The 21,816-nt window shown below is 63.3% G+C and carries 20 protein-coding genes and 1 pseudogene; 15 read left to right on the top strand and 6 right to left on the bottom strand.

All coding sequences use genetic code 11. The features are described 5' to 3' along the window. Positions 1-47: 47 nt before the first annotated feature. From MHI61_RS04705 to MHI61_RS04690, 4 genes and pseudogenes are all read right to left on the bottom strand, one after another. A pseudogene (locus MHI61_RS04705) lies at positions 48-594 on the bottom strand (sarcosine oxidase subunit gamma family protein). Continuing rightward, complete coding sequence (locus MHI61_RS04700; protein WP_239789723.1) at positions 587-3,541, bottom strand: sarcosine oxidase subunit alpha family protein; 2,955 nt, start codon at positions 3,539-3,541, stop codon at positions 587-589. Before MHI61_RS04700 ends, MHI61_RS04705 begins: the two are co-directional and overlap by 8 nt. Continuing rightward, positions 3,538-3,819 (bottom strand): sarcosine oxidase subunit delta, encoded by a 282-nt coding sequence (locus MHI61_RS04695; protein ID WP_239789722.1) that lies wholly within the window; start codon positions 3,817-3,819, stop codon positions 3,538-3,540. The genes MHI61_RS04700 and MHI61_RS04695 overlap by 4 nt, the downstream gene beginning before the upstream one ends. A 12-nt stretch (positions 3,820-3,831) precedes the next feature. Next, positions 3,832-5,082: a sarcosine oxidase subunit beta family protein gene (locus tag MHI61_RS04690; protein ID WP_239789721.1), complete on the bottom strand. Its 1,251-nt coding sequence runs from the start codon at positions 5,080-5,082 to the stop codon at positions 3,832-3,834. Positions 5,083-5,169: 87 nt separating this feature from the next. Here MHI61_RS04690 and MHI61_RS04685 point away from each other — a divergent pair, with 87 nt between their 5' ends. The 10 genes from MHI61_RS04685 to minE all read left to right on the top strand — a co-directional run bounded on the left by MHI61_RS04685 (position 5,170) and on the right by minE (position 14,450). Beyond that, entirely contained in the window at positions 5,170-6,129 is a 960-nt protein-coding gene (locus MHI61_RS04685) for a GlxA family transcriptional regulator (protein WP_239789720.1), read from the top strand. Positions 6,130-6,202: 73 nt separating this feature from the next. After that, complete coding sequence (locus MHI61_RS04680) at positions 6,203-6,880, top strand: helix-turn-helix domain-containing protein (protein ID WP_239789719.1); 678 nt, start codon at positions 6,203-6,205, stop codon at positions 6,878-6,880. A gap of 89 nt (positions 6,881-6,969) precedes the next feature. Further along, on the top strand, positions 6,970-7,875 hold the full coding sequence (locus MHI61_RS04675; RefSeq protein ID WP_239789718.1) for a glutamine amidotransferase family protein: 906 nt from the start codon (positions 6,970-6,972) through the stop codon (positions 7,873-7,875). A gap of 50 nt (positions 7,876-7,925) precedes the next feature. Continuing rightward, positions 7,926-8,612: a GXGXG domain-containing protein gene (locus MHI61_RS04670; RefSeq protein WP_239789717.1), complete on the top strand. Its 687-nt coding sequence runs from the start codon at positions 7,926-7,928 to the stop codon at positions 8,610-8,612. A gap of 14 nt (positions 8,613-8,626) precedes the next feature. Beyond that, positions 8,627-9,955 carry an FMN-binding glutamate synthase family protein gene (locus MHI61_RS04665; RefSeq protein WP_239789716.1) on the top strand — a complete coding sequence of 443 codons (1,329 nt, stop codon included), beginning with the start codon at positions 8,627-8,629 and terminating at the stop codon, positions 9,953-9,955. Between the two features lie 79 nt (positions 9,956-10,034). Continuing rightward, entirely contained in the window at positions 10,035-11,342 is a 1,308-nt protein-coding gene (glnT, locus tag MHI61_RS04660) for a type III glutamate--ammonia ligase (RefSeq protein ID WP_239789715.1), read from the top strand. Between the two features lie 99 nt (positions 11,343-11,441). After that, positions 11,442-12,326: a formyltetrahydrofolate deformylase gene (gene purU, locus MHI61_RS04655; protein WP_239789714.1), complete on the top strand. Its 885-nt coding sequence runs from the start codon at positions 11,442-11,444 to the stop codon at positions 12,324-12,326. Positions 12,327-12,571: 245 nt separating this feature from the next. Then, on the top strand, positions 12,572-13,294 hold the full coding sequence (minC, locus tag MHI61_RS04650; RefSeq protein ID WP_239789772.1) for a septum site-determining protein MinC: 723 nt from the start codon (positions 12,572-12,574) through the stop codon (positions 13,292-13,294). Positions 13,295-13,377: 83 nt separating this feature from the next. Continuing rightward, positions 13,378-14,193 (top strand): septum site-determining protein MinD, encoded by an 816-nt coding sequence (gene minD / locus MHI61_RS04645; RefSeq protein WP_016736745.1) that lies wholly within the window; start codon positions 13,378-13,380, stop codon positions 14,191-14,193. Then, positions 14,190-14,450: a cell division topological specificity factor MinE gene (gene minE, locus MHI61_RS04640; RefSeq protein ID WP_012490694.1), complete on the top strand. Its 261-nt coding sequence runs from the start codon at positions 14,190-14,192 to the stop codon at positions 14,448-14,450. The genes minD and minE overlap by 4 nt, the downstream gene beginning before the upstream one ends. 259 nt (positions 14,451-14,709) lie before the next feature. Here the strand turns inward: minE and MHI61_RS04635 are convergent, their stop codons facing one another. Beyond that, positions 14,710-15,741 (bottom strand): aldo/keto reductase, encoded by a 1,032-nt coding sequence (locus MHI61_RS04635; RefSeq protein WP_239789713.1) that lies wholly within the window; start codon positions 15,739-15,741, stop codon positions 14,710-14,712. Positions 15,742-15,958: 217 nt separating this feature from the next. Next, positions 15,959-17,227, bottom strand: coding sequence for an NAD(P)/FAD-dependent oxidoreductase (locus MHI61_RS04630; protein WP_239789712.1), 1,269 nt, complete (start codon positions 17,225-17,227; stop codon positions 15,959-15,961). A 115-nt stretch (positions 17,228-17,342) separates the two neighbouring features. Here MHI61_RS04630 and MHI61_RS04625 point away from each other — a divergent pair, with 115 nt between their 5' ends. The 5 genes from MHI61_RS04625 (at position 17,343) to MHI61_RS04605 (ending at position 21,716) form a co-directional block, all read left to right on the top strand. Continuing rightward, positions 17,343-18,323 (top strand): 3'-5' exonuclease, encoded by a 981-nt coding sequence (locus MHI61_RS04625; RefSeq protein ID WP_239789711.1) that lies wholly within the window; start codon positions 17,343-17,345, stop codon positions 18,321-18,323. 184 nt (positions 18,324-18,507) lie between these two features. Continuing rightward, a complete protein-coding gene (locus tag MHI61_RS04620) occupies positions 18,508-18,654 on the top strand; it encodes a DUF1127 domain-containing protein (protein WP_010026285.1) in 147 nt (48 codons plus the stop codon). A gap of 592 nt (positions 18,655-19,246) precedes the next feature. Further along, positions 19,247-20,083: a 5-dehydro-4-deoxy-D-glucuronate isomerase gene (kduI, locus tag MHI61_RS04615; protein WP_239789710.1), complete on the top strand. Its 837-nt coding sequence runs from the start codon at positions 19,247-19,249 to the stop codon at positions 20,081-20,083. After that, the gene (gene kduD, locus MHI61_RS04610) at positions 20,080-20,844 is read left to right on the top strand and encodes a 2-dehydro-3-deoxy-D-gluconate 5-dehydrogenase KduD (protein ID WP_275593070.1); all 765 of its coding nucleotides are present in this window, start codon (positions 20,080-20,082) and stop codon (positions 20,842-20,844) included. The genes kduI and kduD overlap by 4 nt, the downstream gene beginning before the upstream one ends. A gap of 125 nt (positions 20,845-20,969) precedes the next feature. Beyond that, positions 20,970-21,716 (top strand): FadR/GntR family transcriptional regulator, encoded by a 747-nt coding sequence (locus tag MHI61_RS04605; protein ID WP_239789708.1) that lies wholly within the window; start codon positions 20,970-20,972, stop codon positions 21,714-21,716. The last annotated feature ends 100 nt before the right edge of the window (positions 21,717-21,816 follow it).

Genomic DNA, 21,816 nt, shown 5'->3' with positions numbered 1-21,816 from the left:
TTCGCTGATGGAACAAACCCATGGCGGTTGACGGCAAGGATAGCCTTTTACACGCTATCCTTTTCGGCGCTCACCGCCATATGGGTGAGCTCGTCCCAGAGGCTTTCGGCGAAGCTGCGTAGGACCGTGAGCTCGAAGCTATCCTCGCCGGTGCGGACGATCTGCACCGAGATATGGCCGATCATCGTCATCGCCGAACTGCCCTCGGCAAACACGGCCGGATCGAGATCGACGGCCGTGCCTTTTGAAAGAAGCAGGCGCGAAGAACGGCCGGAGATTCCGATGCGGACACGGCCGTGACTTCTGGTCCACGACGAAGGCTTTTCCGGCGAGTGCTGCCGTAAGCGCGTCAAGACCGGCGGGCGAAAGCGGTTCATCGCCGGCGATGAACAATTGGTGGAAGCCGGCCTTGCGGATCGCACTGTTCGCAAAACCGGCTTTGACCAGTACGGCGGCAAGTGCGACCGGCTCGATCGCGCCGAGCACGTGCAGCAGATGGCCTTCCGGTAAGGCTTCCAGTCGGAGGCCGGAGCCTGTCATGCCGTTAAATCTAGCGCCGGCGAGAACCGGTGTATGCTGGGGAAGGTCAGGCATGGAGCTTCTCGTTTTCGGGATCGATGAAGACGGGATGGCAGAGCACCGCATCGGTGAATTCGTTGTGCAGGCCGTTCCAGACCGTCACCTTCTCACCGATACGCTCCCGCCCACGCCTGACGAGCGCCAGACCGATCCTATGGCCAAGCGTCGGCGAAAAGGCGCTTGAGGTGAGGTAGCCCTGGTCGTTTTCGAGCGTCGCCGCAGCGCCTTCGGCAAGAATATGCGAGCCGGTGCGGAAGCCGCTTGCCGGGTGAAGCGGCTTCACGCCGACAAGGCGCGGTCGCTCGGGGTCCTGCAGGCCCTCGCGGGCAAGCATCGCCTTGCCGATGAAATCCGGCTTGGTCGATGACACCATGCGGCCGAAACCGAGATCGCCCGGGGTGACCGTGCCGTTGATCTCGGCATGGGTGACGTGGCCCTTTTCGATGCGCAGGACGCCGAGCGCTTCGGCGCCGTAGGCGCAGATGCCGTGTTTTTCGCCGGCCGCCATGATGGCGTCGGCAACGCTCTCGCCGTAGCCGGCCGGCACCGCCAGCTCGTAGGCGAGTTCGCCGGAGAAGGAGATGCGGAAGAGCCGGCCTTCGAGACGGCCTGCGAATAGCGAGATCTTGCGGGCGCTCATGAAAGGGAAGGCGGCATCGGAGATGTCCTCGTCGACAATCTCGGCGAGGATGGCGCGGGACTTCGGCCCGGCAACAGCCATCTGCGCCCATTGATCGGTCGAGGAGGCGAAGCAGACGCCGAGCTCCGGCCACAGCGTCTGGGCGCAGAATTCGAGGTGGGTCAGCACGCCGGCGGCAAGCGCCGTCGTCGTCGTCATGAAGAAATGCTCGTCGCTGAAGCGGCTGGTGGTGCCGTCGTCATAGATGAAGCCGTCCTCGCGCAGCATGATGCCGTAACGCGCCTTGCCGACGGCAAGCTTGGCGAAGCCGTTGCAATAGACCCGGTCGAGGAAGGTGGCGGCATCGCGACCGAAGATTTCGATCTTGCCGAGGGTGGAGACGTCGCAGAGGCCGGCATTTTTGCGGATATTCAGCACTTCGCGATCGACGCTATCGCGCCATGTCGCCTCACCTGTGCGCGGAAACCAGGAGGAACGGTACCAGAGGCCGGTTTCGACGAAGACGGCGCCGTTCTTTTTCGCCCAGCCGTGCAGCGGCGATTTGCGCGCCGGCTGGAAATCTTTGCCGCGCGAAGCGCCGGTCAAGGCGCCGAAGGAGACCGGCGTATAGAAGGGCCGGAAGGTCGTCGTTCCCACTTCGGCGGGCGAAACGCCGCGCGCCTCGGCCAGAATGCCGATGGCGTTGATGTTGGAAAGCTTGCCCTGGTCGGTCGCCATGCCTGATGTCGTATAGCGCTTGGCGAGCTCGACATTGCCATAGCCTTCACGCACGGCGAGGCCGAGGTCCTTGAGATGGACATCGTTCTGATAGTCGACGAAGGCCTTGCCCTTCGAGCCCTTGACGGACCACAGCGGCTTTGCGCGCTGCGCCGTCTCGCCGGCTGAGGCAAAGGCCGGTTCTGTTGCGAAGCCGATCGCTTTCAAGGCGGCGGCCGCCTTTGCGGCTCCATCACCCAGACAGGCCGTGATTTCCTGGAGGCCTGCGGCCGAGCCGGCAACGGCAAGACCGTCTTGCGCGGCCGGCGCCAGAAACGCCGCCGCCTCGTCCGACCATTGCGGCTTTGCGCCGCGATGGCAGGCAAGGTGGATGACCGGGCTCCAGCCGCCCGACATGGCAAGCGCATCGGCTTCGATACGGCGGGTGCCGCCAGCGGTTTCGACGCTGACGCCGCGCAGGTGTTGGCCGCCATGGGCATCGATCACCCGGGCGCCCTTCAATACCTCGGCACGCCCCTGCCAGCCCTTGCCCGCATCCGCGCGGCTGTCGACGATCGCCGCAACGGAGAGGCCGGCGGCTTCAAGATCGGCGGCAGTGCGGTAACCGGCATCGTTGGTGGTAAAGATCACCGTGCGCTTGCCGGGTGCGACAGCCTGCCGGTTGAGATAGCTGCGAATGGCGCCTGCCATCATCACGCCTGGTATGTCGTTGCCGCCGAAGACCAGCGGCCGTTCCTCGGCGCCCGTCGCGAGGATCGCCTGGCGGGCGACGATGCGCCACAGGCGTTCGACCGGGCGGTCCGGATCCGGCAGCGCCACATGCTTCTGAACACGCTCGACGGCGCCGAAGACATTGTCGTCGTACGAGCCGAAGACGGTCGTGCGCGGCAGGCGGCGCACATTTTCCAGGCCCTCCAGTTCGGTCAGCAGTTCACCGAGAAGCGCGTCCGCCGGCTTGCCATCGATTGTGCCGCTCTCCGAGAGCAGGCTGCCGCCGAGCTCGGGGCCTTCGTCGGCGAGGATGACGCGGGCGCCGGCGCGGCCGGCGGTCAGCGCTGCGGCAAGACCGGCAGGGCCGGCGCCGATCACCAGCAGATCACAATGCGCCCAGCATTTCTCATAGGCATCGGGATCGGCCTCGTAGGAGGCTCTGCCGAGGCCCGCCGCCTTGCGGATTACCGGCTCGTAGAGCTTCTCCCAGAGAGCCGCCGGCCACATGAAGGTCTTGTAGTAGAAACCGGCGCTGAGGAAGGGCGAGAGCAGGCCGTTGACCGCACCCATGTCGAAGCCGAGCGAGGGCCAGCGGTTCTGGCTCTTGGCCGCCAGTCCCTGGTAAAGCTCGATCATGGTCGCGCGTGTATTCGGTTCGGTGCGCCCACCGCTGCCTGTCGTCACCAGTGCGTTCGGTTCGGCGGCACCGGCCGTCAGGATGCCGCGCGGGCGGTGATATTTGAAACTGCGGCCGACGAGCTGGACACCGTTGGCAAGCAGCGCCGAGGCGAGCGTGTCGCCGGGATGGCCTTCCAGGGCCTTGCCGTCGAAAGTGAAGCCGAGTGTTTTGGCGCGGTCGATGCGCCCGCCGGTGGAAAGACGGAAGCTGGTCATGCCAGGTCTCCGCCGAGCTTCGCAAGGGCGGCATCCCTGACACCATGGACCTTATGGGTAACGGTATCGCGTTCGACGATCAGCCAGCGGCGGCATCCGGAGGAATGGTGCCAATATTCGCTGTGGCGGCCGCGCGGATTGTCACGCGGATAGACATAGTCGAACCAGGCATCCGCACCGGCGTCCGGCGCCGGCCTGACAAGGCTCGCATCGCCGCGGATCGAGAATTCCTCCTTCGGCCGGGCGCCGCAATGGGGACAGGAAATCAGGCTCGCCATGGTCAAATGTCCTCAGTGCAGATTGGGCTGGGCGCCGACGCCCTTTTCGTCGATCGGATAGCCGCGCGCGAAACGGTCGAGCCGGAAGGCGCGGGCCGTCTGATGCGGCGTATTGCGGGCGATCAAATGGGCGTAGCAGAAGCCGGAGGCGGGCGTCGCCTTGAAGCCGCCGTAACACCAGCCGGCGTTGAGATAGAGATTGCCGATATGGGTGCGGTCGATGATCGGCGAGCCATCCATGCTCATATCCATGACCCCGCCCCAGGAGCGCAGAAACCGCACCCGCGATAGCGACGGGATCATTGCCAGCCCGGCTTCGGCGACATGCTCGACAGTCGCCAGAATGCCGCGTTGCGCGTAGGAGTTATAGCCGTCGATGTCGCCGCCGAAGACGAGACCGCCCTTGTCCGACTGCGACACATAGAAATGTCCGGCGCCGAAGGTGACGACATTGTCGATGAAGGGTTTCAGCCCTTCGGAAACGAAGGCCTGCAGCACATGGCTTTCGATCGGCAGGCGAAGGCCGGCCATATCGGCGACGACGGTGGAATTGCCGGCCGCCGCCAGCGCCAGCTTGCCGCAGCCGATGAAGCCCCTGCTGGTCTCGACGCCGGTCACGTCACCGTTTTGTGTGCGGATGCCGGTCACTTCGCACTGGGTGATGATGTCGACGCCGCGGCTGTCGGCGCCGCGCGCATAACCCCAGGCGACCGCATCGTGGCGCACCGTGCCGCCGCGCGGGTGGAACAGGCCCCCCATGATGGGGAAACGCGCATTGTCGAAATCGAGGAAGGGCAATTTCCTGCGCACCGCCTGCCGGTCGAGAAGCTCGGCATCGACGCCGTGCAGCCGCATGGCGTTGCCGCGGCGCGTATAGGCGTCGCGCTGCGCATCGGAATGGAAGAGGTTGAGCACGCCGCGCTGCGAGACCATGGCGTTGAAGTTGAAGTCCTGCTCCAGCCCTTCCCAAAGCTTCATCGACAGCTCGTAGAAGGGATTGTTGCCGGCAAGCAGGTAGTTCGAACGGATGATCGTGGTGTTCCTGCCGATATTGCCGGAGCCGAGATAGCCCTTTTCGAGCACGGCGACATTGGTGATGCCGAATTCCTTGGCAAGATAGTAGGCGGTGGCAAGGCCATGACCGCCGCCGCCGACGATGACGACGTCATAATGCGGCTTCGGCGCCGGGTCACGCCAGGCGGGCGCCCAATTTTTATTGCCGCGAAGGCCGTTGAGGAAAATCGAAAGAGCGGAATAGCGCATGGGTCAATCCGAATGGAACGACCGCATGATGCCAGAAAGGACATGATCGACTTGCGCAATTAGGACAGGAATGGTTAAAAAAGAGACATGTCCTCTTCCGATAGCAGAAATGTCCAGGAGATCGGCTTCATCCTGATCCCAGGATTCGCGCTGATGTCCTATGCCTCGGCGACCGAGCCGTTGCGGGCGGCAAACCTTCTGGCCGGGCGAGAAATCTATCGCCTGTGGATCTTCTCGCCGGATGGCGCGCCGGTGCTCTCCTCCTCCGGCGTGCCTGTGCCGGCCGAACCTCTTCCCGCCAGGGGGTCGGATCTCGGCATGACCTTCGTCTGCGCCGGCGGCTCGCCGCGCGACTGGCGTTACCCCGGCGTCCTTGCCTGCCTGCGGCAGCTGGCGCGCGAAGGTGTGAGGATCGGCGGCATTTCGGGCGGCCCCTACCTGATGGCCGCCGCCGGTCTGCTGGCCGGCCGCGACTTCACCATCCATTGGGAACATGCGGCGGCGCTTCTCGAAGCCTTCCCGGATCTTTCGCCGCGCCAGGCACGCTTCATGATCGACGGCAACCGCATCACCTGCGGCGGCGGCATTGCACCGCTCGACATGATGCATGTGCTGATTGCCGAGCGCATGGGGCCGGATTTCGCCCGCCGCGTCAGCGACTGGTATCTTCATACCGAGGTCAACGAGCCCGCCGCACCGCAGCGCGCCTCGCTCGCCGAACGCTATGGCGCCCATCATCCGGGGGTGCTCACGGTGCTCGAACGCATGGAGGAGACAATCGAAATGCCGCTCGACCGCGCCGCCATGGCGCGCATCGCCGGTGTTTCCGCCCGTCATCTCGACCGGCTCTTTGCGGCCCATCTCGGAACCACCTTCCTCGATCAATATCACAGGATCCGCCTGCAGCATGCCCATCGCCTGCTGAAACAGAGCCCGCTTTCCGTCTCGGAGATCGCTGTAGCCACCGGCTTTTCCAGTCTCAGCCATTTTTCCCGGATGTTCCGCGCCCTCTATGGCGTCGCGCCGCGGCAGGCGAGGCTGGATTAGGTTTCTTCATGGTTGAGGAACCTTCACTAGGGCGATAGGTTGGCATCGGGACAAAACCAGGCGGCGGACTTTCATGACAACCAAGCGTGAAACGGCAGAACAACCGGACCATGGGGCACGTGCGCCCTTTTCGCAGGACCCGCACGCCGTTCGGGAACCGAAGGAAAACAACCTCGAAATGGCGATCGGCCATGAGGTGCGCGCCTACCGCAAAAAACTCGGCATCACGGTCACCGATCTGGCGGCCGCGACCGGCATTTCGCTCGGCATGCTGTCGAAGATCGAGAACGGCAACATCTCGCCGTCGCTGACGACGCTGCAATCGCTGTCGCGGGCGCTCGGCGTGCCGCTGACCGCTTTCTTCAGACGCTACGAGGAACCGCGCAACGCCGTCTTCGTCAAGGCGGGAGAGGGCGTCGAGCTGGAACGGCGCGGCACACGCGCCGGCCACCAATATAATCTGCTCGGCCATATCGACAACAATTCGAGCGGCGTCATCGTCGAGCCTTATCTCATCACGCTGACGGCCGATTCCGACATCTTCCCGACCTTCCAGCACGAGGGCATGGAGTTTCTCTACATGCTCGAAGGCGAGGTGGTCTATCGCCATGGCGACCAGCTTTTCCAGATGCAGCCGGGCGACAGCCTGTTCTTCGATGCCGATGCGCCGCATGGGCCGGAGCAGCTGGTGAAACTGCCAAGCCGGTATCTCTCGATCATCAGCTATCCCCAACAAGTCACCAGAAGCTGATATTGCCTTAAAGGAAAAATTTATTCCTCCCAGTTGAAGCCTGCAAACAGAGCTGTTACTCCTTTCGCAACATGAACGGAGGCACGCGCATGTGCGGCATTGTTGGACTGTTCCTCAAGGACAAGGGCCTTGAACCCCAGCTGGGAAATCTGCTCTCGGATATGCTGATCACCATGACGGATCGCGGCCCGGATTCAGCCGGCATCGCGATCTATGGCGGAACGGCTGAGGGCAAAGCGAAAATCACCATTCAGTCCGCCAATCCGGACACGGATTTCGAAGGTCTTGCCGCCGACCTCGAGAAGGCCGGCATTAGAGCCGACGTGTCGGTCAAGAGCACGCATGCGGTCATCGAGCTCGAAGCTTCCAAGCTTGGAACTGTGCGCAAGGCGCTCGAAGAGATCCGCCCGGCGGTCCGTCTGATGGGATCGGGCGAAAGCGTCGAAATCTACAAGGAAATCGGCCTTCCCAAGGATGTCGTGAAGCGGTTCGACGTCCGCGCCATGAGCGGCACGCACGGCATCGGCCATACCCGCATGGCGACGGAATCCGCGGTCACCACGCTCGGCGCCCATCCGTTCTCGACCGGCGCCGATCAGTGCCTCGTGCATAACGGCTCACTGTCCAACCACAACAATCTGCGCCGCGAACTCATCCGCGAAGGCATGACCTTCGAGACGCAGAACGATTCCGAAGTCGCCGCCGCCTATCTGACGGCCGAGATGGCCAAGGGCAAGGATCTCGGCCAGGCGCTGACGGGCGCCCTCGACGATCTCGACGGCTTCTTCACCTTCGTCGTCGGCACCAAGTCCGGCTTCGGCGTGGTGCGCGACCCGATCGCCTGCAAGCCCGCCGTCATGGCCGAGACCGAGCAATATGTCGCCTTCGGCTCGGAATACCGCGCGCTGGTCAACCTTCCCGGCATCGAGAATGCCCGCGTCTGGGAGCCGGAGCCGGCGACCGTTTACTTCTGGGACCACGACAAGGCCGCCTGACGAGCGCCTGAAACCGCCCCCGGAGAAACGAAGATTCCAACGAGGACCCAATGCCCACATTCGATCTTTCCAACACACCTCTTCGCGAACTAAACAGCGCGTTGCACGCCCTTTCCAAGGGCGCCAACGACACCGAATTCGAAGTCATCAACCCGCGCGGCAGCCATGCCGTCGCCGTCGGCATCGACAGCCCCGTCACAGTCGCCGTCAGAGGCTCGGTCGGCTATTACTGCGCCGGCATGAATGACGGCGGCCGGGTCACGGTTCACGGTTCCGCCGGCCCGGGCGTTGCCGAAAACATGATGTCCGGCACCGTCGTCATCGAGGGCGACGCCAGCCAGTATGCCGGCGCCACCGGCCAGGGCGGCCTGCTGGTCATCAAGGGCAATGCGGCCTCGCGCTGCGGCATTTCGATGAAGGGCATCGACATCGTCGTTCACGGCAGCATCGGCCACATGTCGGCCTTCATGGGCCAGTCCGGCCATCTCGTCGTGCTCGGCGACGCCGGCGATGCGCTGGGGGATTCGCTCTACGAAGCCAAGCTTTTCGTCCGCGGCGAGGTCAAGAGCCTGGGCGCCGACTGCATCGAGAAAGAGATGCGGCCCGAGCATCTGGAGAAGCTTGCCGAACTGCTGGACAAGGCCGGGGTCACGGACGTCAGGCCCGAAGAGTTCAAGCGCTACGGCTCCGCCCGCAAACTCTACAATTTCAACATCGACAACGCCGACGCGTACTGAGGCGAGGGACCCCCATGAGCTATCACAACCCCTATACGCCGCCCCGCAAGTCCGCGACCTTCGACGACTATACGCTCGCCGAAATCCGCCGCGCGGCTGCCACCGGCATCTATGACATCCGCGGCGCCGGCACCAAGCGCAAGGTTCCGCATTTCGACGATCTGCTGTTTCTCGGCGCCTCGATCTCGCGCTATCCGCTCGAAGGCTATCGGGAGAAGTGCGACACGACGGTGGTGCTCGGCTCGCGTTTCGCCAAGAAGCCGATCACGCTGAAGACGCCGATCACCATTGCCGGCATGAGCTTCGGCGCGCTCTCCGGCAACGCCAAGGAAGCGCTCGGCCGCGGTGCCACGATTGCTGGCACCTCGACCACGACTGGCGACGGCGGCATGACCGATGAGGAGCGCGGTCATTCGCAGACGCTGGTCTACCAGTATCTGCCCTCGCGCTACGGCATGAATCCGAGGGATCTGCGCCGCGCCGACGCGATCGAAGTCGTGGTCGGCCAGGGGGCCAAGCCCGGCGGCGGCGGCATGCTGCTCGGCCAGAAAATCTCCGACCGCGTCGCCAATATGCGCAACCTGCCGAAGGGCATTGACCAGCGCTCGGCCTGCCGCCATCCGGATTGGACCGGCCCTGACGATCTGGAAATCAAGATCATGGAGCTGCGCGAGATCACCGATTGGGAAAAGCCGATCTACGTCAAGGTCGGCGGCGCGCGTCCCTATTACGATACTGCCCTTGCCGTGAAGGCGGGCGCCGATGTCGTCGTGCTCGACGGCATGCAGGGCGGCACGGCGGCGACACAGGACGTCTTCATCGAAAATGTCGGCATGCCGACGCTCGCCTGCATTCGCCCGGCCGTTCAGGCGCTGCAGGATCTCGGCATGCACCGCAAGGTGCAACTCATCGTGTCGGGCGGCATCCGCTCCGGCGCCGACGTTGCCAAGGCGCTGGCGCTCGGCGCCGATGCGGTCGCGATCGGCACGGCCGCGCTCGTCGCCATCGGCGACAACGATCCGCACTGGGAAGAAGAATATCAAAAACTCGGCTCGACGGCCGGCGCCTATGACGATTGGCATGAAGGCAAGGATCCGGCCGGCATCACCACCCAGGATCCGGAACTCGCCAAGCGGCTCGATCCGGTCGCGGCCGGCCGCCGTCTTGCCAACTACCTCAAGGTCATGACGCTCGAGGCCCAGACGATCGCGCGTGCCTGCGGCAAGAACCACCTGCACAACCTCGAGCCGGAAGACCTCGTCGCACTGACGATCGAGGCATCGGCCATGGCGCAGGTGCCGCTCGCCGGCACGAACTGGATCCCCGGCAAGACCGGCTTCTAAGAACACCCGGCCGGGCGCGTTTGGGAGGATGCGGCCGGCTTCATCATCAAGTGTCTAAGATCAACATAAGGGGACAAACGTGACACTCGACCTCTCGCAATACGCCGCCGAAAAAGGCATCAAATATTTCATGATCAGCTATACGGACCTGTTCGGCGGCCAACGCGCCAAGCTGGTCCCGGCCGAAGCCATCGCCGATATGCAGAAGGACGGCGCAGGCTTTGCCGGCTTCGCCACCTGGCTCGATCTGACGCCCGCCCATCCCGACCTGTTCGCCGTTCCCGACGCCTCCTCCGTCATCCAGCTGCCCTGGAAGAAAGACGTCGCATGGGTTGCGGCCGACTGCGTCATGGACGATCGGCCTGTCGAACAGGCGCCGCGCGTGCTGCTGAAAAGACTGGTCGCTGAGGCTGCGAAAGAAGGGCTCAGGGTGAAAACCGGCGTCGAACCGGAATTCTTTCTGATCTCGGCCGATGGTTCTGTCATCTCGGATCAGTTCGATACCGCCGAGAAGCCTTGCTACGATCAGCAGGCGGTGATGCGGCGCTACGACGTCATCGCCGAGATTTGCGACTATATGCTCGAACTCGGCTGGAAGCCCTACCAGAACGACCACGAGGATGCCAACGGCCAGTTCGAGATGAACTGGGAATATGACGACGTTCTGAAAACGGCGGACAAGCACTCCTTCTTCAAGTTCATGGTCAAATCGGTCGCCGAGAAGCACGGGCTTCGCGCCACCTTCATGCCGAAGCCCTTCAAGGGCCTGACCGGAAACGGCTGCCATGCCCATATTTCGGTCTGGGACATCGACGGCAAGGTCAACGCCTTCGCCGACAAGGAAATGGCGTTCGGTCTCTCCGCGCAGGGCAAGACCTTCCTCGGCGGCATCATGAAACATGCTTCCGCACTCGCCGCCATCACCAATCCGACGGTCAATTCCTACAAGCGCATCAACGCGCCGCGCACGACCTCGGGCGCCACCTGGTCGCCGAACACCGTCACCTGGACCGGCAACAACCGCACCCACATGGTGCGCGTGCCGGGGCCGGGGCGCTTCGAGCTGCGCCTGCCTGATGGGGCGGTCAATCCGTATTTGCTGCAGGCGATCATCATCGCCGCCGGCCTCGACGGCATCCGCAGCCAGGCCGATCCCGGCCCGCACCACGATATCGACATGTATGCCGAGGGGCATCTGGTGAAGGACGCGCCGCGCCTGCCGCTCAACCTGCTCGATGCGCTTCGCGCCTACGATGCCGACGAGGGCTTGAAGGCGGCGATCGGATCGGAATTTTCCGCCGCCTACCTCAAGCTCAAACATCGGGAATGGAATGCCTATTGCTCGCATTTTACCGAGTGGGAGCGGATGAGCACGCTCGACATCTGAAGGACCGACAGACTCCTCAATGACCGCCGACACGCCGGGGCTGACAAGCTTCGGCGTGTCGCATCCCCGGGCACCTGATCTGGCCAAGGAAGAGACAGCATGAAAAACGTCGTACTCACCGTATCCTGCAAATCGACGCGCGGCATCGTTGCGGCGATTTCGAGCTATCTGGCCGAGAAGGGCTGCAACATCATCGACAGCTCGCAGTTCGACGATCTCGATACCGGCAAGTTCTTCATGCGGGTCAGCTTCATTTCGGAAGAGGGTCTGTCGGGATCCGCGATCAGCACCGATTTTGCCGCCGTCGCCGCGCCCTTTGCGATGGATTATGATTTCCACGACAGCGAAAGCCGCATGAAGGTGCTGCTGATGGTGTCGCGCTTCGGCCATTGTCTCAACGACCTGCTCTACCGCTGGAAGATCGGGGCGCTGCCGATCGACATCGTCGGCGTCGTCTCCAACCATTTCGACTATCAGAAGGTCGTGGTCAATCACGACATCCCCTTCCACCACATCAAGGTGACCAAGGAGAACAAGCCGCAGGCCGAAGCCCAGCTGGTCGAGCTCGTCAATCAGACCGGCACCGAGCTGATCGTGCTCGCCCGCTACATGCAGGTTCTCTCCGACCAGCTCTGCAAGCAGATGTCGGGCAAGATCATCAACATCCACCATTCCTTCCTGCCGTCCTTCAAGGGCGCCAACCCTTACAAGCAGGCCTATGAGCGCGGCGTCAAGCTGATCGGCGCGACCGCCCATTACGTCACCGCCGACCTCGACGAAGGCCCGATCATCGAGCAGGACACGGCCCGAATCACCCACGCCCAGAGCGCCGACGACTATGTCTCGATCGGCCGCGACGTCGAAAGCCAGGTGTTGGCCCGGGCCATCCACGCCCATATCCACCACCGCACCTTCATCAACGGCAACCGCACCGTCGTCTTCCCGGCAAGCCCCGGAAGCTACGCCTCCGAACGCATGGGCTGAGTTGCCGAGAGGTTAACGCGGCGGCAAGAATCTCGATCATGCCGTCGATGAGATCGTCGGCAACAGATCTTCATTCCAGTCATATATGAGGATTATTCATTCTTCGTACAAAAGTGAATTTATTCAATTGTTTAAAAAAAGTTATCAATTGACGAAGGCCGCATCGCGTTAGGGAATATCGAGGCCGCGTTAACTTTTTGTTAACCATGTCGGCGGTAGACATGGTCAACGATTTCTTCACACAGATGACCAAAGTGCTAACAGACGCTCGCTCTATCCGCATCAAGGGCCGCTCCTTCCTGGCCGTCATGTTGTCCCCGGACCTTCCTTTCGATGATTGGCTGGCGAGGCTCGACGATCTGGCCGCGCGTTCGGCCGGTTTCTTCCTGGGACGCCCTGTCGTGCTCGATCTGACGGACCTGCAAATCGACAAGCCGCAGCTGAAGGAGCTCATTGCCGAGCTTGCCAAGCGCAACGTCAGCATCATGGGCATCGAAGGCGCTCGGCCGTCCCTTCTCGGCTCCGGCATGCCGCCGGCGCTCAAAGGCGGCCGCTCGGCTTCCGACATCGAGGTTCAGACGAGTGAGCCTGTCGAGTTGTCGAGCAAGCCGGTGGCTCCCGAGATCCGCCCGGCAACGACGCAATCGATCGTCATTCGCGAGCCGGTGCGCTCCGGGCAATCGGTGATCTTTCCGGAAGGCGACGTCACCATTGTCGGGTCGGTCGCCTCAGGGGCCGAGGTCATCGCCGGCGGCTCGGTGCATATCTACGGGGCGCTGCGCGGCCGCGCCATGGCGGGCTCGATCGGCAACGCCTCAGCACGGATCTTCTGCCGCAAGCTCGAAGCCGAGCTGGTCGCAATCGACGGCGTCTACAAAATGGCGGAAGACATGGCGCCCAATCTTCGCGGACAGGCTGTTCAGCTCTGGCTCGAAGACGATGCGATCATGGCGGAAAAACTGATCTGACTACGGTCCGCGCGTCTTCAAAAGACGCGCAAGGGACGCGGCGCAACACTTTGAATTACTGCGGCACGGCAAAGGAGAGAGACATGGGGAAAGTGATCGTCGTCACGTCAGGCAAGGGCGGGGTCGGAAAGACGACCTCGACGGCCGCATTGGGAGCGGCGCTGGCGCAACGCAATGAAAAGGTCGTCGTCGTCGACTTCGACGTCGGCTTGCGCAATCTCGACCTGGTGATGGGGGCCGAACGCCGGGTCGTCTACGACCTGATCAACGTCATCCAGGGCGACGCCAAGCTCACCCAGGCGCTGATCCGCGACAAGCGGCTGGAGACGTTGTTCCTGCTGCCGGCCTCGCAGACGCGCGACAAGGACAATCTGACGGCCGAGGGCGTCGAGCGCGTCATCAACGATCTGAAGCGCTATTTCGACTGGATCATCTGCGACAGCCCCGCCGGCATCGAACGCGGCGCGACACTTGCCATGCGCCATGCCGACGTCGCCGTCGTCGTCACCAATCCGGAAGTGTCGTCGGTGCGCGATTCCGATCGCATCATCGGCTTGCTCGATGCCAAGACCGCCAAGGCCGAACGCGGCGAGCGGATGGAAAAGCACCTGCTGCTCACCCGCTACGACGCTAACCGCGCCGAACGCGGCGACATGCTGAAGGTCGACGACGTGCTGGAAATCCTGTCCATCCCGCTGCTCGGCATCGTGCCCGAGAGCATGGATGTGCTGCGCGCCTCCAACGTCGGTGCGCCGGTCACCCTGGCCGAAAGCCGCAGCCCGGCCGCCATGGCCTATTTCGATGCCGCCCGCCGACTCGCCGGCGAGACCCTGCCGATGGCGATCCCCGAGGAAAAGCGCAATATTTTCGGCAAGCTTTTCGGACGGAGGGCGGCATGAATATTTTCCGTCTCTTCAACAAACAAAGAACCGCGCCCGCCGCCCGTGAACGCCTGCAGGTGCTTCTCGCCCACGAGCGCGCCTCGGCGGGATCGGACCTGGTCACCCTGCTGCGCGAGGAAATCCTTGCGGTGATCGCCAAGCACGTCGAGCTCGACCACGACAAGGTGCAGGTGACGATCGACCGCAACGAATTTGTCTCGACGCTCGAGATCGACGTCGAAATCCCGCTGAACGCGGCCGTACAGGCCGCTTGAGGGTAACGACACGCTTGTCTCGTTGCCCTTGAAAATACGAAAGCCGCCACGGAACGTGGCAGCTCAGTTTGATGGCAATCGTGCTCTCCCCGACGTCATCCTCGGCCTTGTGCCGAGGATCTGCTGCCCTATCGACCGGGGCAGATGCTCGGGACAAGCCCGAGCATGACGAAATGAGGGGGTGGCCGACCTTGTCAGCAATCCGAGCCGCCATGGAAAACATGGCGGCTTTTTGCGTCGATCTGTCCGGCCGAAAGGCTCAGCGGCCGCCCTCGATCTTGCGGTGGCGCTGGGCGATGCCGCCCTTGCCATAGGGATAGTCGAGAGGCTGCGGCGCACTGACCTCGTTGAGCCTGGCCATTTCCTCGTCGGAAAGTTCGAGCTTCATGGCGGCGAGATTGTCGGCGAGCTGTTCGGGCGTGCGGGCGCCGAGAATGACCGAGGTGACGGCCGGCTGCGCCGCCGTCCAGGCGAGCGCCACCTGCGCCATGCTGACGCCGCGGGCCTTGGCGATCTCCTCGACAGCGCCGATGATCGCCCAGGTGCGTTCCTGGGCATTGCGCGGCGCATAGGACTCGCTGCCGCGATTGGGGTTCTCGCCGAGGCGGGTGGCGCCGGTTGGCATCTCGTCGCGCTTGTACTTGCCGGTCAGCCAGCCGCCGCCGAGCGGCGACCATGGCAACAGGCCCATGCCGGCATCCTGGCAGGCGGCGACGATTTCGAGCTCGATGTCGCGGGCGAGCAGGCTGTATTGCGGCTGCAGCGTCACCGGACGCGTATAACCGCGCGCCTTGGCGATCTCCGACGCCTTGGCGATGTGCCAGCCGACATAGTTGGAGAAGCCGTAATAGCCGATCTTGCCTGACGAAATCGCATCGTCGAGGAAACGCAGCGTCTCTTCGATCGGCGTCAGCGCGTCCCAGGCATGCATCTGGTAGAGATCGATCTGCTCGAGGCCGAGGCGGCGGAGCGAATCGTCGAGCGCCTGGCCGAGATGCCGGCGCGACAGGCCGATATCGTTGGGTCCGTTGCCCATCGGAAACCGGCCCTTGGTGGCGACGATCGCCTGGCGGGCCTCGGTCGGGCGCGCCTTCAGCCAGCGGCCGATGATCTCTTCCGACTTGCCGGCGCTGTAGACATCGGCGGTATCGATGAAATTGCCGCCCCAGGCGAAATAATCGTCGAGCAGCTTGTGCGAGGCCGTCTCGTCGGCCTCCGCGCCGAAGGTCATGGTGCCCAGGCAATAGGCGGTGACGACGGCCCCGCTGGGACCGAGCTTGCGATAATCCATTTATTCCTCCTCATGCGGATACCCGCAGCCGACGCGCAAAATCGCCGGGGTAGAAGCCGGGGCTTCCGCAATCTAATGACAATATCGAGCTTGAGGCGGCCTCTGCCGCCGGATGACGTATGGCGCCCTGGGCTCATCCAGCGCAGGGGCGAGGGCAGCATAACCAATCCCGCCCGTGCCACAAGTGGGAAAACATATTCCCGCGGGCGGGCGACAGTTACGGATTTTTCGATAACGAGGCGGCAAGCAGCTCGGCTGCGGCGATACCGGTGTCGTAGGCGCCGTGCGCCGTCGAATAACGCGAATACGAACAGGCTTCGCCGGCAAAGAAAATCCGCCCATCATGCGGTGCGGCGAGCACCCCGCGCAGATCCGAGGCACCGGGCTCGGCATAGGAATAGGAGCCGCCGATATGGGGTGCAGCGGCCCAGGCCGAGATCGCCACCAGCGACAATTCCCGGCGGATATCCGCGCCGAATTCCGCCGCCAGCTCATCGGCGGCGAAGGAGAAGGCAGCGTCTCTGCCCTCCCGCTCCAGGTCATGGGCGAGGTCGCCGGCAAAATAGGCTTCAACGACGCCAGCCCCCAACGGCCGGAGCTGATAGGTGCCGGTGGCGCCGCGGCTGATGGAGCCGAGCATATGCGTATCGGCCGGCAGCGCCTGCGGATGCGCGAGCCCGAGGAAGAGTTTGTCGGCGAGCCCGAGCGGCAAACGGGCGGCCGCCTCGGTTTTGTCGGGCAAAGGCGGATCGAAGGCGATCTTTTCAGCGGCAAGCATATTCGTCGAAACGGTCACGAGCACGGCGCGGGCGCTCAGCACGCCTTGGTTCGTCTCGATGCCGATCCGGCCGGCATGGCGATGATCGATACGCCTGACCTCGACGCCGAGCCTTGCCGGAACCGGCCTGCCATAGAGCGAGATCAAGGTTCCGTAGCCCTGGCGCACCCGCCAGTCGGGACCAGGGCCTGGGTCATATCTGTTGTAGTCGACGACCGAAGACCGTTCCAGTTCGGCGCCGGTGATGTAGGTGCCGATCGCCCGGATCTGGCCGTTCCAGGCATTGCCGGGTTCGAGCATCGCGGCCAGATCGGTATCATCGCCTTCATGGCTGTCGAGGCGCTCGAAATAGCCGCCGATCGCCTCCTGCGCGGCATGGATGTCGACGCCATCCCGCTGAAGCCGCCGCCCGCCGTTCCAGGGCGCCGGCGTGCGGTCGACCGTCAGTCCCACCTTCTCGGCAATCGCCGTCCAGGCATTGGTCCGCGCCCCGTGCAGCCAGCCGCAGCCGAGATCGAGCGCGATGTCGGATGCTCCCGGCAGCCCGACCGTCCAGGCCCGGCCGCCAAGACGGTCACCGGCTTCCAACAGAAGGATCGAAAGATCCGGACGGATTGCCTGCAGGCGGCGGGCAGCAGCAATGCCGGCAGCACCGGCGCCGATGATGACGACGTCCTCGTCGGCGCCCTTGCCGTTGTCACCAGACATGTCTTCTCCTTTGGCTGCGCATGCCCAGCTAAACTTTGATGTCTTCAAAAGGCAAGGGCTGGGGATAGTGCCTCGCGCGGTGGATTAAACCGCGTTTGCGTGACATACAGGTCCGATGAGCGTGCAGAGAGATTCGCAACTCGACATGTTTGCCAAGGCATCGCCGGCGGTCGCCAAGGCGCGGGCTCCATCGCGCCGGCCGCCGTTGGTGCCGGCCGGCCGTTCCGATGAAGATATGGCGCGCACGCTCGAGGAGAGCGGCAACTATCGCATCCTGAGGAAATTGACCGCCCGGCCGATTGCCTCGGTCAGACGGCCGGAATTTTCGCGGCTCGGCGTCGTTCTCGACACGGAGACGACGGGCCTCAACCATCGCAGCGACGAGATCATCGAGATCGGCGCCGTCGCCTTTACCTTCGACGACGACGGCACGATCGGCGATATCGTCGGCATCTATGGCGGCCTGCAGCAGCCGTCGCGGCCGATCCCGCCCGAGGTCACCCGGCTGACGGGGATCACCGATGCGATGGTCGAAGGACAGGTGATCGACATCACGTCGCTCAGCGATCTGATCGAACCCGCCGATCTGATCATCGCCCACAATGCCGGTTTCGACCGGCCGTTCTGCGAGGCCTTCTCGACGCTCTTTACCGGCAAGGCCTGGGCATGTTCGGTGTCGGAAATCGACTGGAGCGCGCGCGGCTTCGAGGGCACCAAGCTTGGTTACCTCGTCGGCCAGGCCGGCTATTTCCATGAGGGCCATCGCGCGGTGGACGACTGCCACGCGCTCCTGGAAATCCTCGACCGGCAGCAAGGTGAGGGTGAAAGCCCGTTTGCCGAACTCTACCGAGCCAGCCAGCGCTCGCGCATCCGCATCTTCGCCGAACACAGCCCGTTCGAAATGAAGGACCATCTGAAGGCGAGGGGCTATCGCTGGTCTGACGGAAGCGACGGCCGCCTGAAGTCCTGGTGGATCGAAGTCGGCGAAGACGACCTCGGTGACGAACTCTCCTATCTGCGCGCGGAAATCTACCGATGGAGAGAGGCGGATCCGCCGACCGTGCGGCTGACGGCCTTCGATCGTTTCAAACTCTGACCGCGAAGCGGTTCGGATCCTGAACTAACCCCTCCCGACACGACCCATGCAAAGGCCGCATAGGTGCAGTGATGCATTGGCGCTGCAACAATCGCGCGTCTCATATTATATACGGCTCATCGAAGCGAACGAAGCGCCAAGGACTGGCAGCTAGGCTTCGAAAGCCCACGGAAAGGGGATCATCATGAACGTAGCACGCTCTTTCAACAATTGGCGCAAGTACCGTCAGACGGTCGCTGAACTGGGCCGTATGACCACGCGCGAACTGGACGACCTCGGCATCGGCCGCGGCGAAATCCGCAACATCGCCCGTGCAGCCATCGGCCGCTAACGGCCTGACAGACGACCATCTTCGAGCCTTGCCCAGCGCCTGCTTCTCCCGAGCGGGCGCTTTGCTTTTGCGGTGCCTGCCAGCCATGAGCATTTCGCATAATGCATGGCTGCCTTGCAAAGAAATGCCTATCAACTGGGCATAAAATAAGTATGATTATTTCTATCGAAGCGATGCATCTCCTCCCGCATCCCTTCGATATGCAGGCGCCCATCCTCCTCCCAAGGTCGCCTGCGGAACGACAGCACTCCTCCTCCCAGCTGTCGTTCGGTTCTTTTCGAAAAGCCTGCCGCACCTCCTCCCGCGGCAGGCTTTTTCGTTTTGGCCACCGGACCACGCCGAGAGCGGCCGCTTGCGATGGGGATGTCGTCATCAATCCCAGGCAAACTCTCCTGTCTGTTCTCAGCTCTGCTTGAATGCTCCTGCCGCCTCGCCTGTCTTTAAGGCAAGCACGGACAAAGCTGTTGACACCGAACTTGTCGTACAACTATGTAACCAGACGGATACCACCGCAGCGGAAAACCGTCTGATATGACCAGCTTTCCGCAATAGCGCTACCACCTGACGACAATGAAGCTGAAGGAAAATTGACATGCAGATCGACGTGAGACACGCCTCCCACCCCGAGGCCGTGCGCGGTTACGACACCGAAACGCTGCGGCGTCACTTTCTGGTGGAAACCATCTTCGAAGGCGGCGAAATCCGGCTGACCTATTCCCATTACGACCGCATGGTCATCGGCGGCGCCACGCCGCTCGGCAGCGGGCTGACGCTGACGGCGCCGACGGCGATCGGACAGGAAACCTTCCTTGCCGAGCGTGAACTCGGCGCGCTGAACATCGGCGGCGCCGGCCGCATCATCGTCGACGGCACCAGCTACGATCTTGCCAAATATGATTGCCTCTACGCCGGCAAGGGCGCAAAGGACGTCAGGTTCGAAAGCGCGGATGCCGCCAATCCGGCCAAGTTCTATCTGGTCTCGACGCCGGCCCATCAGACGCATCCGACCGTGCTGCTCACCCGCGAAAAGGCCCGCCACCTGACGCCGGGCGAAGCCGCGACGGCCAACAAGCGGTCGATCTACCAGTTCATCCACCCGGAGGTCTGCCAGTCCTGCCAGCTCACTTTGGGGTTCACCATGATCGAGCCGGGCAGCGTCTGGAACACCATGCCGGCCCACACGCATGACCGGCGCATGGAAGCCTATCTCTATTTCGATCTCGAAGCCGAGCAGCGCGTCTTCCACTTCATGGGCGAGCCGCAGCAGACCCGGCATATGCTCGTCGCCAACGAGCAGGCGGTCATCTCGCCGCCCTGGTCGATCCATTCGGGCGCCGGCACCAAGAATTACAGCTTCATCTGGGCGATGGCCGGCGACAACAAGAGCTTCACCGACATGGATCACATCGCCATTGCGGATCTGAGGTGAGCGCCGTGGCCAATCCCTTCGATCTTTCCGGCAAGACGGCCGTCGTCACCGGCGCCAATACCGGCATCGGCCAGGCCATCGCGGCCGCGCTGGCTGCGGCCGGCGCTTCGATCGTCGCCGTCGGGCGCTCCTCGATGGACGAAACCGAAGCATTGGTGAAGGAAGCGGGCAGCCGCTTCCATGTCATCAAGGCCGATCTCGGCACCATCGAGCCGGTCAAGGGGATCGTCGCCGAGGCCATCGAGACCTTTGGGGGCCTCGACATCCTCGTCAACAATGCCGGCATCATCCGCCGTGCCGATGCGCTCGACTTCACCGAGGAAGACTGGGACGCAGTGATCGACGTCAACCTGAAGACGGCCTTTTTCCTGTCGCAGGCGGCCGGCCGTCACATGGTCGACAAGGGCAGGGGCAAGATCATCAACATCGCCTCGCTGCTGTCCTTCCAGGGCGGCATCCGCATCCCCTCCTATACCGCCTCGAAAAGCGGGCTTGCCGGCCTGACCAAGCTGCTTGCCTGCGAATGGGCCGGCAAGGGCGTCAACGTCAACGCCATCGCGCCGGGTTACTTCGTCACCAACAATACGACGGCGCTGCGCGAGGATCCGGATCGCAATGCCGCTATTCTCGCCCGCATTCCGGCCGGGCGCTGGGGGAAGCCCGATGAACTCGGCGGTGCGGCCGTCTTCCTGGCATCGTCGGCATCCGACTATGTGCATGGAACGGTGCTGCCGGTCGATGGCGGCTGGCTGGCGCGGTGATCCGCGCGGGGTGACCGGATACAGAGCTGCCGCAACGTGGGTCGTTTTTGCCTTTCCCGCCGGCATGCGTTAGCAAAGGGACAGCGGCCGGCGCCGCCGCGCCGACAGGCAGGATTTCGATCGGGATGACGGACAAGGACAACGCGCTCTTCACCACCAGTCGCCAGCCGCCGAACCTGCGCAGCGGCCTTGCCGATACGCTGATGGCGCAGATCGAATCCGGCGACCTGAAGCCCGGCCAGCGCCTGCCGACCGAACAGGCGATCATGGCGGCAACCGGCGTCAGCCGGACGATCGTGCGCGAGGCGCTCGCCACCCTGCGCGCCAAAGGCCTGATCACCACGCATCAGGGCCTGGGGGCTTTCGTTTCGAACGATCCCAACCCGCGATCCTTCTCGATCATCCCCAACGACCTGCAGTCGATCGACGAGGTTCTGCGTGTGCTGGAGCTGCGCATCGGCGTCGAATATGAAGCCGCCGGTCTTGCCGCGCTGCGGCGCACGCCGGAGGACGTCGAGCGCATGCAGGACCGCCTCGATGCCCTCGACAAGGCGCTGGAGAAGGGCGGATACGGCGCGCAGGAGGATTACGCCTTCCACAGGTCGATCCTGGTCGCGACGCAGAATTCCTATTACAGCCGCCTCTTCGACACGTTCGGCGATATTATGGTGCCGCGCCAATGGGCGCGCCTCGACAAGATGACCAGCTTCGAGCGCAAGCGCCATGCCGCCCGCATGCGCAGGGAACACCACGCCATCTTCGCGGCGATCCGCGACGGCAACGAAGCGGCCGCGCGACGCGCGATCCGCAGCCACCTGTCGAAGAGTGCGGCGCGCTTCGAAGAGCTGCGCGACGCGAGTAGAACAGGATGATTTTAGGCCGGCCGGCCTAATCTGAATCCTGTTCTAAATTAAAGAGTTAGAGCATGATGTCGTCCGAAAACCGCTCACACTTTTCGGTATCATGCTCTGG

This window comes from Rhizobium sp. K102 (genome assembly GCF_022385315.1).
Taxonomy (GTDB): domain Bacteria; phylum Pseudomonadota; class Alphaproteobacteria; order Rhizobiales; family Rhizobiaceae; genus Rhizobium; species Rhizobium croatiense.
This window is presented reverse-complemented; position numbering and strand designations above follow the sequence as displayed.

Bases quoted from the DNA above. Each gene is read 5' to 3' on its own strand.
- MHI61_RS04700 (WP_239789723.1), bottom strand. From the start codon at position 3,541: ATGACCAGCTTCCGTCTTTCCACCGGCGGGCGCATCGACCGCGCCAAA.
- MHI61_RS04695 (WP_239789722.1), bottom strand. From the start codon at position 3,819: ATGGCGAGCCTGATTTCCTGTCCCCATTGCGGCGCCCGGCCGAAGGAG.
- MHI61_RS04690 (WP_239789721.1), bottom strand. From the start codon at position 5,082: ATGCGCTATTCCGCTCTTTCGATTTTCCTCAACGGCCTTCGCGGCAAT.
- MHI61_RS04685 (WP_239789720.1), top strand. From the start codon at position 5,170: ATGTCCTCTTCCGATAGCAGAAATGTCCAGGAGATCGGCTTCATCCTG.
- MHI61_RS04680 (WP_239789719.1), top strand. From the start codon at position 6,203: ATGACAACCAAGCGTGAAACGGCAGAACAACCGGACCATGGGGCACGT.
- MHI61_RS04675 (WP_239789718.1), top strand. From the start codon at position 6,970: ATGTGCGGCATTGTTGGACTGTTCCTCAAGGACAAGGGCCTTGAACCC.
- MHI61_RS04670 (WP_239789717.1), top strand. From the start codon at position 7,926: ATGCCCACATTCGATCTTTCCAACACACCTCTTCGCGAACTAAACAGC.
- MHI61_RS04665 (WP_239789716.1), top strand. From the start codon at position 8,627: ATGAGCTATCACAACCCCTATACGCCGCCCCGCAAGTCCGCGACCTTC.
- purU (WP_239789714.1), top strand. From the start codon at position 11,442: ATGAAAAACGTCGTACTCACCGTATCCTGCAAATCGACGCGCGGCATC.
- minC (WP_239789772.1), top strand. From the start codon at position 12,572: ATGACCAAAGTGCTAACAGACGCTCGCTCTATCCGCATCAAGGGCCGC.
- minD (WP_016736745.1), top strand. From the start codon at position 13,378: ATGGGGAAAGTGATCGTCGTCACGTCAGGCAAGGGCGGGGTCGGAAAG.
- minE (WP_012490694.1), top strand. From the start codon at position 14,190: ATGAATATTTTCCGTCTCTTCAACAAACAAAGAACCGCGCCCGCCGCC.
- MHI61_RS04635 (WP_239789713.1), bottom strand. From the start codon at position 15,741: ATGGATTATCGCAAGCTCGGTCCCAGCGGGGCCGTCGTCACCGCCTAT.
- MHI61_RS04630 (WP_239789712.1), bottom strand. From the start codon at position 17,227: ATGTCTGGTGACAACGGCAAGGGCGCCGACGAGGACGTCGTCATCATC.
- MHI61_RS04625 (WP_239789711.1), top strand. From the start codon at position 17,343: ATGAGCGTGCAGAGAGATTCGCAACTCGACATGTTTGCCAAGGCATCG.
- MHI61_RS04620 (WP_010026285.1), top strand. From the start codon at position 18,508: ATGAACGTAGCACGCTCTTTCAACAATTGGCGCAAGTACCGTCAGACG.
- kduI (WP_239789710.1), top strand. From the start codon at position 19,247: ATGCAGATCGACGTGAGACACGCCTCCCACCCCGAGGCCGTGCGCGGT.
- MHI61_RS04605 (WP_239789708.1), top strand. From the start codon at position 20,970: ATGACGGACAAGGACAACGCGCTCTTCACCACCAGTCGCCAGCCGCCG.